This window comes from Sulfurimonas sp. (genome assembly GCF_023228785.1).
Lineage (GTDB): Bacteria > Campylobacterota > Campylobacteria > Campylobacterales > Sulfurimonadaceae > Sulfurimonas.
Genome location: NZ_JALOAN010000010.1, coordinates 1 through 13,571 on the forward strand (window position 1 = coordinate 1; position 13,571 = coordinate 13,571).

A 13,571-nucleotide genomic window follows, 5' to 3' on the forward strand; every position below is an offset into this window, starting at 1 on the left:
ATATCACCAATAGTATGCAATATACGGTCTTTATTTTCAATAAAAATATCATATACAGATTTAGAAATAATTGTCTTATTTATTTAGAAAAATGAGACTGCAAAGAAGAAGTTCTTTCACAGTCTCAAAACTTGGGAACGAGAGGAAACTTGGGAACGAGAGGACACGCATAGACTCACCAAAGCCTACAAACATCAATCAATCCCTCAACACCTTCATAATCCCTAGCACTAGAATATCGCCAGAACTTAGATTCATCTATATAACCTCTTTTTACAGGATTTTGATGTATATAGTTAATCCTCTCAACCATCATTTTCTCATCTTTTATAAGCTTAGGCTGTATTCCTTCTTCCCACAATTGATATGTTGTCTCTTTTTTGTGCGCCTTTTTATAAAAAGCCAACTGATCAAGTATAGTTTTTACATCTCTTTCTTGAAGTAGTTTTAAAATCTCTTTTGCTGTATGTGCTTTAAATTTTTTCATGCTCTTACCTATGTCGTCACTGCTTACAATCAAATGTAAATGGTTCTCAAGTATCACATAAGCATATAGTTTTAGGTTATCTGTGTGTTGAAGATGCTTTAAACTATCAAATATAATAGTTGTAGTCTCTATTCTTGTAAATATAGGTATCCAGTGAAGGATGGTACATGTAACAAAGTGCGGATGAGTTGGCTCATATATCTTATATCTACTTCTTCCCATTAAGTTGCCTTTTTACTAAATGATATCAGATGGTTTTATGATATGTAACTTTAATGCATATTGTCATTTTTTCTAGTTTTCAATTAAAGAGACTGTGAAATAACTATAATTTTTCTTATTCCCTTGCCACCTAGCTCTCATGCTGTGCCCACCCATCTCGCTCCCTCTCGCTCCCATGCTGTGCTTGGGAGTGTATACATTCCTGTATGTTTTATCTGTATGCATTCCCAAGTAAAATTTGGGAACGAGAAAAGATAGAAAGAGGTGAGCCTGGAAGTCTCTCCGTAAAGACACTTGATATTATACTCTCAAGCTTAGGGTATGAAATATATATAAATTTAAGTAGTGGATATGGAATCCCTACTCTATCTTAAATTTTATCAACTTGTGCTACTTTGTTGCCATCTTTAATGATTCTAACACGATCACCTAAGTCTATAAGTTCTTGACCTTTTACAACAACTATAACCATCTCACCACTATCTAGTTCAACACTAAGTTCCTCTCCATTTGCCTTTCCTACTTCACTTCCAGCATATCCACCAGCCAAACCACCGCCAAGCATTGCTAAAGAGGTTCCATGTCCTCTACCCACCGTTGAGCCCAAAACTGTACCTATTATAGCTCCCAAAAATGTCCCAGTGCCATTATCACTAATAACCACAGGTCTTTGTGCTATAACTGTTCCTATCTCATATCTCTTGATTTGTTTGTAACTATTACCATCATACTCCGGACCATTATTTGTCGCACATCCTCCAAGCAAAAAAAGACTCAAAACCGATATATAAAATATTTTCATTACTATACTCCTCTGTTTTATTTACACCTTATTTATACACCTTTAGAACTTAAAAAGAATCATATCAAAATTTAGAAATAAGAAAAATCCAATATTCATATTAGTCTAGTATACACTACAAAATAAAACCTAAGGAGTTAGAAGAAGTATAAATTATCACATATTGGAATTAACTTTTTCATCAATTATTTCTGGTGTAAGAAAGCCTGTTTCAAAATCTTTAAATGCTGAAGCAAAACCATTTGGTTCTCTTTTGCATAATACTTTTTTATTTCCAACACTTTTACCAGTATATAATAAATAATCTTGGCTAGCTATATCCCAGTATTTACCTTCCATCCATGAAGTAAATCCATAACCCATATCCTCAAATTTATATCTTAATTTGAAAGAATTTTCTTCGTTAATCTCATTATCATATATATAACATAATGCTACAGTTGAACCAAGCATACCTAGACCATCTACTCGGTATTTATTCTTTGTATTTACTGTAATACTGTCTTCTTTAAGCATCGATGTTGGTACAAAAAGCTTTGGAAAAGATGCAATGTTAATGCTATTTCCCTGTCCACTACATCCATTCATAAGTAAAATGGTTATGAATGATAATATAAGCGTAATTATTTTAAATTTCAATTTTAACTTTCCTTTTATTTGAAAAATATTATATCATTTCTAGTTTATATACTCAACAACTTCATCGAAGCTAAGTCTTTGCTGTGAAGATTGTTCGTTAATTCTGTAACCTAGTGGAAGAAGCATAGAGAGTCTAAACTTACTCTTATCAAGATCTAAAAGAGCCTCAAGCGCATCTTTGTCATAACCCTCTATAGGGCAAGAATCAATACCTAAAACTGCTGCTGCACTCATCATATTTGCAGCTGCAAATGCAGTCTGCTTAGCAGTCCAAGCATAAATATTCTCATCACTACTAAGTGTCTCTTTTAGATGCTCTGCATAAAGATTAAGATAAAAGTCTAGTTTATCTTCTGGCATCTCTCGTCTTGCAAATCTCTTTTTTGGTATACCAGACTCTACTTTTACAGACTCAATTCCAGCTAAAACAACAACTAGATGCGAACAAGAAGTTATTTGAGCTTGGTTCCAGCAAAGCGGTCTTAGCTTAGCTTTTAACTCTTCATTTGTTATAACTAAAAACTTCCAAGCCTCCATACCAAAAGAAGATGGAGCACGCCTTCCTGCATCTAGTATAAATTCTAAATCTTTTTGTGCTATCTTTTTTGACTCATCAAAAACCTTACAAGCGTGTCTAAATCCTAGTGATTCTTCAAATGTTTTGTCCATAATCTTCTCCTAATTTTCTTCTAACTCTTTTATCAAATACTCAGCGGTATAGCTATTGGTCTCTTTATAGTTTTTTATCAAATCCTCAGGCGAGCCCTCTGCGATGATGAGTCCACCGCCAGATCCGCCCTCAGGTCCCATATCTATGATCCAGTCAGCATTTTTAATCATATCTAAGTTGTGTTCTATAATCAAAACACTATTTCCAAGTTCTACAAAGTGATGAAGAACCTTTGTAAGTCTGTCCACATCTGCAAAGTGAAGCCCTGTTGTAGGTTCATCTAAGATGTAGAGCGTTTGACCTGTATCTTTACGACTTAGCTCTTTACTAAGTTTGATCCGTTGAGCCTCTCCACCTGAGAGAGTTACTGCGTTTTGTCCTAGAGTAATATAGCCAAGTCCAACATCGCTTAGTGTTTTCATCTTTTGATGGATCTTAGGTATTGGTTTGAAAAACTCAAAAGCTTCATCAACGCTCATCTTTAGTACATCAGAAATAGTCTTTCCTTTATAAAAGACCTCTAAAGTCTGTTGGTTGTATCTAGTTCCATTACATGTATCACACTTGACCATGATGTCTGGTAAGAAGTGCATCTCTATCTTTATCTCACCCTCACCTTGACACTTCTCACATCTTCCACCCTTAACATTAAAACTAAACCTTGAAGTTGTATATCCACGGATCTGAGACTCTTTTGTTTGAGAAAAAAGGTTTCTGATCTCATCCATAACACCTGTGTAAGTTGCAGGATTTGAGCGTGGAGTTCTACCAATTGGGCTTTGATCTAGATATATAACCTTATCAACATGTTCTAAGCCTGTGATCTCAACACCCGCGACTTTGTTCACTTTTCTTGCATGATTTAAAAGCTCTCTTGCTGTTGGAAGAAGAGTTTGAAGCATCAAAGAACTCTTTCCACTCCCACTCACACCAGTTATACAGACAAAGTTATTTAGTGGAATCCTTGCACTTAGATCTTTGATATTATTTAGCGTGACATTTTTTATCTCTATAAACTTATCTTGAGGGCGTCTATAGAAGTACTCTATTTTTTTTCTTCCATATAGATAGTCTGAAGTAAGAGTTTTAGCTTTTTTTAGTTTATCTAGCGTTCCACTAAATACAACCTCTCCACCAAAGTTTCCAGCGCCTGGACCAATATCTACAATATAGTCAGCATTTTCAATAGTTTCTTTGTCATGTTCGACCACAATAACGCTATTACCCTTTTCTTGAAGACTTCGAAGTGTTCTTATGAGTTTTTTTGTATCTCTCTCATGAAGCCCAATACTCGGCTCATCTAAGACATATAAAACCCCTGTCAATCCACTTCCGATCTGCGATGCAATACGGATCCTTTGAGCCTCTCCGCCACTAATAGTTCTAGCATCTCGCCCTAGTGTTATGTAACCAAGTCCAACATCGTGCAAGAAGTAGAGTCTCTCCCTTATCTCATTTAGTATTGGCTGAGCCACTTGAGTATCTTGAGTATCAAAGTGTTCAAAGTTTGTTGTATCTGCAAACCACTCATAAGTCTTAGAGATCGGCATATCTAAAATCTCTGCAATACCTTTATCCCCTACTCTAACAGCTAAAGATTCTTGTTTTAGTCTATGAGAGTTACAGATATTACAAGTCTTCTCACTCATATAGTCAGCTAACTCTTTTTCATCTTTGAACATATCGTAAGCTATTTTTACGATTCCAGGCCACATTCTTTTTACTGGATGGTTTTTCCAAAGAAATGTAACTTCATCGATTCCACCATGGAGTATCGCTTTTTTCTGATGATCTGGAAGATCTGAGTATGGCACAGTTATATCTATATCGTTATGCGCACAAAAGCCTTTTAAAAATGTAAAGTAGTAACCTTTGTTAAAACCATAAACAATTTTTACCGCCCCTTTTTCAACGCTTAGATCTACATCTATGATCTTCTCATAATCAAGTGCGTAACGAAGTCCTAAACCATCACACTCTGTACAAGCGCCTTTTGGCGAGTTAAATGAAAAAGAGAGTGGTTCAAGTGGATCAAAACTTATCTTACAGTCAAAACAAGCGTTATGTTCACTATAGTGAATATTGCTATGCTTTAAGCCAAGCTCTTCATAGTTTAGTATGTCTATCTCAAGCTCTCCGTAACTCTCTTTTAAAGCCTTCTCAACATCAGAAGCTATTCTCTCTTTGTTCTCAACTTTTACTACAACTCTGTCTATGACAACTTTTATGGTGTGTTTTTTAGTCTTACTAAGTTCGATCTCTTCATCGAGTCTAACCATAACGCCATCTATCATCGCTCTTACATAACCTTTATGAACTAAAGACTCAAGCAAATCTGCGTATGAACCTTTTTTCTCACGAACAAGTGGAGCCAAAAGAGCTAGTTTCGCACCCTCTGGAAGTTTTGCAACCTCGGCTATTATGTCAGCTGCTGACATCTGTGAGATAATTTTATTACATTTATGGCAGTGCTGCACGCCAACTCTTGCATATAGAAGTCTAAAATAGTCATAGATCTCAGTAATAGTTCCAACTGTAGATCTAGGGTTCTTTGAAGTTGTTTTTTGATCAATGGCGATGGCTGGAGTTAGCCCTTCAATTTTGTCAACATCAGGTTTTCCAACACGGTCTAAAAACTGTCTTGCATAAGATGACAAAGACTCCATATATCTTCTTTGTCCCTCAGCATAAAGAGTATCAAAAGCTAGAGTTGACTTACCACTTCCACTTATACCTGTCATTACAACAAGTGAATTTTTCGGGATCTCTAAGTTAATATTTTTTAAATTATTTTCTCTTGCACCAGTTATTGTTATAAAATCTTTTTTCATTTTAAATTCCTAAATAAATATTCTTTGTATTAAATATGCCACTACTAAAAAGTAAAAGATGACCAAAAGTCTTTTTTGTATCACTACGCCTACTTTGTCTTTTAAATGGATGCCAAGATAGACTCCAAATAGAGATGCCAAGCCTATGATAGCACCAGTCTCAAAATCAACATGACCTATCTTTGCGTGAGAGATAAGTCCAGCTATGGATGAAAAAACCACAAAAAAGAGACCTGCTGATATCGCTTTTTTTAGTGGTACATGTAAAAAGCCAACTAAAATTGGAACGAGCAAAATACTACCACCAACACCAATTGTCATGCTAATAGCGCCCAAAGCAAAACCTATAACAAATAGTACTACTTTGTTTACTTTTCTTTGAGTCAACTCTTCTTTTGTCTTAAAAAAGAGTCTCAAAAGTGCAAATATAGCAAAGAGTAAAAATATTACCTCTAATGTTTCATCATCAAAACTAGATGCGATGCCTCCACTAAGCAATGCTCCTATAAAACCACCGACACCGATAACACCAATCATTGCACTATCTAGTGTACCTTTTTTATGGTTTAGATAACTCCCATAAACAGAACTAAAGACCATCTGCACAACTGCTATACCAATAGCCACCTTTGTCTCATAGCCTATTATTAAGAGAAGTGGCACCAAAATAGTTCCACCCCCTATACCAAAAAAGCCAGAGAGGATTCCAACAGTGGTGCCAAGAAAGACTAACTCAATCATTTATCGCCATTAAACTTTTTTCGAATTATACACCTAGTAGGCTTTATCGTTGTTTTATTATCTTGAGTTTAATTTTGCTTTGAGATTGGATGAAGTATAATCAAGTTCAATAAAGGGCATAAATGTTAAAAACAATAATAAAAGCTTCAGAAAATTTTTGTATTCACCAGATTCGAGATCCGCACACTCTTAGTGATGTTATATCTAAAAAGAGAACACTTATTGCTTACATAGATATACAAACAACAGAACCTAGAAAATTTAGAGTCTATTTAGCATCAGATCTAGGATTTATGCAAAGAGTCTCAAAGGTGTTTTTAGAAGAAGATGAGAGTGATGAAGAGACTCTTATAGATATGACGTTAGAGACTGCAAACCTTATTATAGGAAGTGCTAAAGTTTTAGCTCAAGGAGTTGATGCGTCTTACACCATAGCAACACCTTGCTTTGAAAAAGTAGCTGTGTTTGACTTTGAGTTTGATGAAGCAAAAACTATTAAGATAGATAGTGATGAGATGGTAGTAGCCATCAAGGAGATATAAAGTGGCTAAAAAGAGCAAATACTATTATGGAGAGCCGCAAGCTCCTTATAATGCAGACAAAGAACTTTCATGGATGAACTATGGTGGGCTTTTAGATATGGAAGTAGAGTTCATAGCTGATTTAGGAGAGACTGAGAAGACTATAGCTGAGATATTAGATCTTAAAAAAGATGCTATTATTGACCTTAAAAAACCAGCTGGAGAGAGTGTTGAGACATATGTAAATGGTCGTATTTTAGGAAAAGGAGAGGTTATGGTTTATGAAAAAAATCTCGCTATTCGTATAAATGAGATCCTAGATTCAAGTGCAGTTTTATATCATCTCTCCAAAGAGAGACTATGATTAGACTTCTGCTTATCGCTCTTCTTCCTCTAGTTTTAAATGCATCAAAAATTTTAAGCTATAACATCTACGATAGAACAGATAGAGCAGATGTTATGATAACTTTTGACACTCCTTATGAAGGTGTTATAAAACAGAGTGTTTCTAACTCTATCATCACCATAAAACTAACAGATGCAAATATAGAGTCATTTAAAACAAAAAAACTCTCTTCAAAATTTTTGCACTCTCTTAGCATAACACCTATGTCTGGATATACACAAATAGTTGCATCTGTAGCTCCATCAGTAGAGTTGCAAGCTTCAAAAACATCTGATTCATATGGACTTAGACTACGATTTCACCTAAATTCTCCAACATCATCTACTCAAACAAAAGCGCCAATTCCAACTAATAACCCCTTAGCACTCCTGCCGACTAAACAAGATTCTGGAATGAGTCAGAGCTACTATATTGTTATCGCTATTTTAATAATCGGCATTTTGATTTTAATATATCTAAAGAAAAAAATGGCACCAAAAGAGACTAAACAAAATAAATGGGCATACAACTCTTCAACATCAAATAGCACTAAGATGCAAGAAACGCCAAAGTTTGATGAAAATGTATCTATTAGATTTCAAAAAAGTATTGATAACTCAAGTAGTGTAGTTATGCTTGATTTTGGTGAGCAAAGCTATTTAGTTCTTATGGGTTCAAACAATATTTTACTTGATAAGTTTACAGATAACAAGCCAGCTACCCAAGATGAATTTGAATCGATTTTGAGAAATAGACAAGAAGATTTAGAAAGACTTTTAAGTCCAAGAAAAGAGTCTAAAGAACCTCTACAAGCCTATAAAGAAAGAGCTGCTTCTATATCCTACGAGGCTTAAGAAGTAGTTACTTTTTTGAGTCTACTTCAAACCTTGTTTTTAGAAGTTGTTTAATCTTCTTTAGGTTAGGCAAATTTAGTTTATAACTATCATCCATCATCTTATTTATATGAAAGACTTCTGTTACAGTTATCCCATATGGATCTTTTTTCTCTTTAATAACTTTACCAGCGTCACTAAAAGAGTATAGATAGAGGTTTTTACGATTTCTCTGCACGTAGTAAGTTAGAACTATCTCATCACTGTATTTTTTTTCAATAGCTACTATAACCCTTTGATCTTCTTGATACTCACCTTGTAGATCTAGAAGTTCTTTAGCTTCAGCTATATCTATGTAACCTATGTAAAACTTGTTATATAGATCATGGTATCTTTGCACTGTATCTTTATATAAAAAGTTCATATCTAGCGCAAATTTTTTATGAGATCTTAGAGTTTTTGTAATCCATGACATAGTGTTGTAATATCTAAACTGATAGAGTTTAAGTGAGTGAGCTTCAATCATCTTTGTAGAGCAGACTCTTGAGATTTTAGATAGCTCTCTTGAGTCAGGATTTTGAATGTACTCTAGCACATCTTTTGCAGTAAATTCTTTTGTAAACCAAACTGTACAGTAGTCTGGAAACTGTCTAGTTCCAGTTGCACCTTCGTTTAAAATAATAAGTGCTTTTATCTCATAATCTGGGAAGATAGTCTCTAGGAGTGCTTTTTTCTTTCTAAGTCTTTTTCGCAGTTTTAAAACTGACTTTACAAGCGTCATCTCTACAAAATAGAGCTCTTTATCTTTTGTAATAAACATAGCATCAAACTCGCTAATCTCTCTGCTTTTTGTTCTATAAACGATCTGTTGCTTTTCACTTATGGAGAGAGTATTTGCATGTGCTTTTTGTCTTCTTTGATGAAAACCTTTAAGTATAAACTTATCTATATTATCATTCTCTTGGGCATATCTTAGGAGTTTTTCATAGATAAAATTTTCAAAAACTTCACCTTCAAATGAGCGGTATGAACTTAAATATAGTGTATCTTCTTTATCTATTCCAGAAGCTATGAGTGAGAGTAGATGATTAACATTATAATCATAATGAAAGATATTATCACCTATGTCAATATCATCTAATTTTTTTATCGATTTGCTTATCTCTAACATATATAAACCATTAATTAACCTGTTGATTGTTTTTGAAAAATTCATCTAAAACATCACGATACTCATTAATGTCAGATATATTATTTACACTATTTCTTAGCACTGATGCACCTTGATAGCCTTTTGAGTAAGTGTGTGTATGTTTTCTAAACATTGCTACACCATGACTTCCATAAAACTCTATCATCTTGTCAAAATGCTCCATGATTATCTCATGTTTGACACTATTTTCTATATCTTTACTTCCATTTTTAAGTTGATGAAAGATCCAAGGAGCACCAATGGCACCACGACCAATCATAATACCGTCACAGCCAGTATGCTCTAGTACCCATTTTGCCTTCTCGTATGAGTCAATATCGCCATTTGCTATAACGGGGATAGATAGTGCTTCTTTTATCTCTTTAATGGCATCATAATCAACTTCAGACTTAAACTTCCCTGCTCTAGTTCTGCCATGAACGGCTATAAAGTCGGCACCACTCGCCTCAACCATTTTTGCTATCTCTATATGATTTTTTTTCTCAAAGCCTAATCTAATTTTTACGCTAGTTAAGCTCTTATTTGAAGTATCTTTCATAGTTCTAATAATATCTCCCATTAGAGGAAGATTTAGAAGCAATGAACTACCACTTCCATGCCCTACAACCTTAGGAACAGGGCAACCACAATTTAGATCTAGTATATCTATACCATCTTGCTCATTTAAAATCTCAACTGCAGATCTCACAACATCTACATCTGAACCTGAAATTTGAACTGAGTAAGGATCTTCAATGCTTGCTTTTTTTAACATGTGAAGTGTTTTTTGTGAGCCATGAGAGAGCGCATTTGAGCTTATCATCTCACTCACAGTTAGATCTGCTCCAAATTTTTTTGCAACACTTCTAAAAGGTAGATCAGTATACCCAGCCAAAGGGGCTAGAACATAGATAGGTTTAGCAAAGGATAGTTTATCAAGCATTAGATAAAAAGATTAATATTAAAGTTTTTACCACACTCTTTTAGTGCACTATATGCTTTGAAATTTTGATATTCATGTTCTTGAGTATTTAGTAGCAACTCATTAGCAGGAGCTATCATTTCTAAATCATAAAGAGTAAATATATAAGCTTCAAAGCCATCTTCTCTCTTCTCGCCTAGTATCTCAAAGAGTTTCATTCTTTGTTCTGGGACCATATTAGTAGCAAGTGCAGTTGATATCTCTATAAGATCTTTTGCATCTAACTCAAGAGCATTTATTAAGGATATGAGAGCATCATTGTCAATATCTAAAGAGTTTTTAGAAGCATTGATTCTTGATAAAACTACTAAAAGTCCATCTTTTGTTAAAAATTGCTTATGTTGTTCTATTAGAGTTATTGGAGCAGTCTCAAGCATATCTAGATATGCTTCTTTAACTAAAGAGTCATCATAGTTTGCTATATGACTTAAAATATTTTCTGCTGTAATGTTACCTTTTTTATAACGATTTTTATCATTTTGTATAACTAGCGGATTTTGTGGTTTTAATGCATACTTTTTAAGATCTACCACTTCACCATTTTGAATATTTTCTATAAGTGTTAATACGTTTTGAAGCTTTTCATTTTCAACTCCGCTTTTTAGTAGAGTTGCTGGAAAAAGAGTCGAATTGTCTATAACAAAACCTAGCAACTTAAATCTTGGAGTTTTGTAACTATGTTCTCTTTTTTCTTTTGCTAAATATGCCTCAGCTATTGCATCTACAATGTTTTCATAGTCTTTATCATATTTACGAAGTTTAAAACTTGATAATATTGAATAAAATGACATATGAAAAACACTAGCAATGTATAGTACTAAAACAGGTACAATCACCCAAATAGCAGTCGGCATGGCTGGTAAAGTAGTACCAAACACATTTAATGTCATGATTTCTTGGGAGACATATGAATAAACATACCATCCCACTAAAGCAATCAGAATTAGTGATGCTATTGTGTATCTTTTTATATACATAACTCGCTCCTTAAAATTTAACTAGACTTCTCTACTATCTCTCTACAATCTATACAGTATATCGCATGAGGCTTAACTTTTAGTCTTTGAAAACCTATTGGGTCTTCGCACATCTCACAGATACCATAATCACCTTTAACAATTTTCGCCAAAGTTACATCTATCTCTCTTAGCTCTCTTTGTTGCTGACTTACGATCGCGCTCTCTACCATAGAGTTGTTATTCATAGCTGCATGGTCAGCCTCATCATTTAATTCTAAAGAACTTAATTGGGCCAACTCAGCATTAACGCCTGATATATTTTTTATAATTTGCTCTTTTCTACTCTCTAATATCTCTTTAAAGTAGTTTAATTCACTCTCTTGCACTTACACATTCCTTACTTATGATATGGATGATTACTTAGTATTGAAAAACCTCTATAAATCTGCTCTAGCAAAACGACCTTTGCTATCTTGTGACTCATTGTGAGATTACTTAAACTTATGACTGCATCACTTTGTTTTAAAAAGTCTTCTTGCAATCCATAAGCACCGCCTATGAAAAATTTAACGGACATTCTATCATTTAATAGCTTACTAAATTCAAAACTATCGATTACTTTGCCCTCCGGATGCAAACTTACGCAAAAACTACCACCCATATAGGGAGCAAAAGCTCTTGTATACGCTTCTTTTGAGGCATCTGATGAGATAGTGTGTGCTTTTGTTACATCTTTTGAAAAAAGTTCTATATCTTTAACTTTTGCAAAACGAGATATCATTTTTGCAAGATCTTTATATAGTGGGTCATAAGTAGAGCGTTCTTTTTTTGCTATGCTAATAATCTCAATATCCACTTATAAAAGCCCGCTTCCTATAACTTTGTAAGTAACATGATTAAATTCATCATCAAGCTTTACTCCACCAATAGCAGCGACTAGATGCTTTGACTTAGCCGCAATGGAGTCTAACTCTTTACCTAAGATAGTAGTTATATTTGATTTTGTAGAAGTATCTCTATATGCGCCGAGTCCGATGTAGTTCAAATCCATCTCATTTGCAAGAAGAACTTCTTCTTCATTGTGCGCTGATATACCAATAAGTTTCTCTTTAACAACACTTCTAAGGATTTTTACAGCTTTAAGAGCGTCTTCATCTATGGCTTTTAAATCCTCTTGTCCTACATGAACGCCATCGCAAAATTCTATAAGCTCATAAGCGTCATTTACTATCAAAAAGCCATCGTAGATTTTTCTAATTGCAATGAGTTGTTGTTTTATAAAGGCTATATCTGCATTTTTATTTCTATACTGAATAATCTCTGCATTATTGGCTTTTGCAAGAGCTACAAACTCTTCTAAAGAGAGCTCATTCCTATCTATCAGTTCTTGATCACATAGAGCGTAGAGTCGCATTAAGAAGCTTTTAGGAGTGTTAGCATATCAGAGAGAGTTTTTTTAAGCTCATTTCTATTTACTATCATATCAATAGAACCCTTCTCAAGCAAAAACTCAGCTCTTTGAAAACCATCAGGAAGAGCTGAACCTATGGTTTGCTCTATTACTCTCTGTCCAGCAAAGCCTATCAAAGCACCAGGTTCTGCGATGATAATGTCTCCTAAAGTTGCAAATGAAGCACTCACTCCACCCATAGTTGGATCTGTTAGGACTGAGATATATGGGACATTGTGCCTAGCAAGTCTTGCAAGTGCAGCTGAAGTTTTACTCATTTGTAAAAGTGAGAATGTACTCTCTTGCATCCTTGCACCTCCACTAGCACTCAGTATTACTAAGCCTTGTCTTTTCTCAATAGAGCGGTTTACCGCTCTTACTATTTTCTCACCCTCAACAGAGCCTAGAGATCCACCCATAAAAGCAAAGTCAAAGATTACGATTTGAGCTGCTACACCATTCATAACTATCTCGCCACTCACAACCGAAGACTTTCTTCCAGTCTTAGCAAAGCCTTCCTCTATCCTTTTTGTATATGCTTTAGAGTCAACAAATTTTATAGGATCAACTGGATGAAGATTTGCATCGTATTCTACAAATGAGCCTTCATCTTCTAAGAGTTTTATTCTCTCATTTACGCCGATACGAAGATGAAAACCACACTTTGGACAGACATAGTTTTGATTTTCTACCTCTTTGTAGTACATCAAAGAGTGACAAGATTTACACTTTACCCAGTGCGAAGATGATTCGTTTTTAATTACTTGTTTTTTGTTTGAGTTAAAAGAAAAAATGCTTAAGAGGTTCAAAGAGTATCCTTTTGATATATAAAATTGCGAGCGATTATATCGTATTTA

16 protein-coding genes are annotated in these 13,571 nt (G+C 34.5%); 3 read left to right on the forward strand and 13 right to left on the reverse strand.

Annotated elements, in window-relative coordinates; translation table 11 throughout:
* Positions 1 to 175: 175 nt before the first annotated feature.
* The 6 genes from M0Q24_RS03775 to M0Q24_RS03800 form a co-directional block, all read right to left on the reverse strand.
* On the reverse strand, positions 176 to 709 hold the full coding sequence (locus M0Q24_RS03775) for a transposase (protein ID WP_295047496.1): 534 nt from the start codon (positions 707 to 709) through the stop codon (positions 176 to 178).
* A gap of 370 nt (positions 710 to 1,079) precedes the next feature.
* A complete protein-coding gene (locus tag M0Q24_RS03780) occupies positions 1,080 to 1,511 on the reverse strand; it encodes a glycine zipper 2TM domain-containing protein (RefSeq protein ID WP_295047498.1) in 432 nt (143 codons plus the stop codon).
* A 156-nt stretch (positions 1,512 to 1,667) separates the two neighbouring features.
* On the reverse strand, positions 1,668 to 2,150 hold the full coding sequence (locus M0Q24_RS03785; protein WP_295047500.1) for a hypothetical protein: 483 nt from the start codon (positions 2,148 to 2,150) through the stop codon (positions 1,668 to 1,670).
* A 39-nt stretch (positions 2,151 to 2,189) separates the two neighbouring features.
* Entirely contained in the window at positions 2,190 to 2,819 is a 630-nt protein-coding gene (locus M0Q24_RS03790; RefSeq protein ID WP_295047504.1) for an NAD(P)H-dependent oxidoreductase, read from the reverse strand.
* 9 nt (positions 2,820 to 2,828) lie between these two features.
* On the reverse strand, positions 2,829 to 5,651 hold the full coding sequence (gene uvrA, locus M0Q24_RS03795; RefSeq protein ID WP_295047507.1) for an excinuclease ABC subunit UvrA: 2,823 nt from the start codon (positions 5,649 to 5,651) through the stop codon (positions 2,829 to 2,831).
* Between the two features lie 9 nt (positions 5,652 to 5,660).
* Positions 5,661 to 6,392, reverse strand: coding sequence for a sulfite exporter TauE/SafE family protein (locus M0Q24_RS03800; protein ID WP_295047510.1), 732 nt, complete (start codon positions 6,390 to 6,392; stop codon positions 5,661 to 5,663).
* A gap of 122 nt (positions 6,393 to 6,514) precedes the next feature.
* Between M0Q24_RS03800 and M0Q24_RS03805 the strand changes: the two genes are divergently transcribed.
* The 3 genes from M0Q24_RS03805 to M0Q24_RS03815 are packed head-to-tail and all read left to right on the forward strand — an operon-like array spanning position 6,515 to position 8,152.
* Positions 6,515 to 6,934 (forward strand): chemotaxis protein CheX, encoded by a 420-nt coding sequence (locus M0Q24_RS03805; RefSeq protein ID WP_295047513.1) that lies wholly within the window; start codon positions 6,515 to 6,517, stop codon positions 6,932 to 6,934.
* Between the two features lies 1 nt (position 6,935).
* The gene (gene fliN, locus M0Q24_RS03810) at positions 6,936 to 7,277 is read left to right on the forward strand and encodes a flagellar motor switch protein FliN (RefSeq protein WP_295047516.1); all 342 of its coding nucleotides are present in this window, start codon (positions 6,936 to 6,938) and stop codon (positions 7,275 to 7,277) included.
* On the forward strand, positions 7,274 to 8,152 hold the full coding sequence (locus tag M0Q24_RS03815) for a hypothetical protein (protein WP_295047518.1): 879 nt from the start codon (positions 7,274 to 7,276) through the stop codon (positions 8,150 to 8,152). Before fliN ends, M0Q24_RS03815 begins: the two co-directional genes overlap by 4 nt.
* Before the next feature lie 7 nt (positions 8,153 to 8,159).
* Here the strand turns inward: M0Q24_RS03815 and M0Q24_RS03820 are convergent, their stop codons facing one another.
* The 7 genes from M0Q24_RS03820 to accD are packed head-to-tail and all read right to left on the reverse strand — an operon-like array spanning position 8,160 to position 13,523.
* Positions 8,160 to 9,302: a hypothetical protein gene (locus M0Q24_RS03820; RefSeq protein WP_295047521.1), complete on the reverse strand. Its 1,143-nt coding sequence runs from the start codon at positions 9,300 to 9,302 to the stop codon at positions 8,160 to 8,162.
* A gap of 10 nt (positions 9,303 to 9,312) precedes the next feature.
* Positions 9,313 to 10,266, reverse strand: a complete 954-nt coding sequence (gene dusB, locus M0Q24_RS03825; RefSeq protein ID WP_295047524.1) for a tRNA dihydrouridine synthase DusB — start codon at positions 10,264 to 10,266, stop codon at positions 9,313 to 9,315.
* Positions 10,266 to 11,282, reverse strand: coding sequence for a hypothetical protein (locus tag M0Q24_RS03830; RefSeq protein WP_295047526.1), 1,017 nt, complete (start codon positions 11,280 to 11,282; stop codon positions 10,266 to 10,268). Before M0Q24_RS03830 ends, dusB begins: the two co-directional genes overlap by 1 nt.
* 17 nt (positions 11,283 to 11,299) lie before the next feature.
* Positions 11,300 to 11,650, reverse strand: coding sequence for an RNA polymerase-binding protein DksA (dksA, locus tag M0Q24_RS03835; protein WP_295047529.1), 351 nt, complete (start codon positions 11,648 to 11,650; stop codon positions 11,300 to 11,302).
* A gap of 11 nt (positions 11,651 to 11,661) precedes the next feature.
* A complete protein-coding gene (locus M0Q24_RS03840; protein WP_295047532.1) occupies positions 11,662 to 12,120 on the reverse strand; it encodes a 23S rRNA (pseudouridine(1915)-N(3))-methyltransferase RlmH in 459 nt (152 codons plus the stop codon).
* Positions 12,121 to 12,678, reverse strand: a complete 558-nt coding sequence (locus tag M0Q24_RS03845; RefSeq protein ID WP_295047535.1) for a thiamine phosphate synthase — start codon at positions 12,676 to 12,678, stop codon at positions 12,121 to 12,123. It lies immediately after the preceding gene.
* Positions 12,678 to 13,523: an acetyl-CoA carboxylase, carboxyltransferase subunit beta gene (gene accD, locus M0Q24_RS03850; protein ID WP_295047538.1), complete on the reverse strand. Its 846-nt coding sequence runs from the start codon at positions 13,521 to 13,523 to the stop codon at positions 12,678 to 12,680. The genes M0Q24_RS03845 and accD overlap by 1 nt, the downstream gene beginning before the upstream one ends.
* Between the last annotated feature and the right edge of the window lie 48 nt (positions 13,524 to 13,571).

What these genes read in the sequence shown, in the direction of transcription:
- M0Q24_RS03830 (WP_295047526.1), bottom strand. Translation starts at nt 11,282, where the DNA reads ATGTATATAAAAAGATACACAATAGCATCACTAATTCTGATTGCTTTA.
- M0Q24_RS03805 (WP_295047513.1), top strand. Translation starts at nt 6,515, where the DNA reads ATGTTAAAAACAATAATAAAAGCTTCAGAAAATTTTTGTATTCACCAG.
- dusB (WP_295047524.1), bottom strand. Translation starts at nt 10,266, where the DNA reads ATGCTTGATAAACTATCCTTTGCTAAACCTATCTATGTTCTAGCCCCT.
- M0Q24_RS03780 (WP_295047498.1), bottom strand. Translation starts at nt 1,511, where the DNA reads ATGAAAATATTTTATATATCGGTTTTGAGTCTTTTTTTGCTTGGAGGA.
- M0Q24_RS03820 (WP_295047521.1), bottom strand. Translation starts at nt 9,302, where the DNA reads ATGTTAGAGATAAGCAAATCGATAAAAAAATTAGATGATATTGACATA.
- M0Q24_RS03775 (WP_295047496.1), bottom strand. Translation starts at nt 709, where the DNA reads ATGGGAAGAAGTAGATATAAGATATATGAGCCAACTCATCCGCACTTT.
- uvrA (WP_295047507.1), bottom strand. Translation starts at nt 5,651, where the DNA reads ATGAAAAAAGATTTTATAACAATAACTGGTGCAAGAGAAAATAATTTA.
- M0Q24_RS03790 (WP_295047504.1), bottom strand. Translation starts at nt 2,819, where the DNA reads ATGGACAAAACATTTGAAGAATCACTAGGATTTAGACACGCTTGTAAG.
- M0Q24_RS03845 (WP_295047535.1), bottom strand. Translation starts at nt 12,678, where the DNA reads ATGCGACTCTACGCTCTATGTGATCAAGAACTGATAGATAGGAATGAG.
- M0Q24_RS03800 (WP_295047510.1), bottom strand. Translation starts at nt 6,392, where the DNA reads ATGATTGAGTTAGTCTTTCTTGGCACCACTGTTGGAATCCTCTCTGGC.
- M0Q24_RS03815 (WP_295047518.1), top strand. Translation starts at nt 7,274, where the DNA reads ATGATTAGACTTCTGCTTATCGCTCTTCTTCCTCTAGTTTTAAATGCA.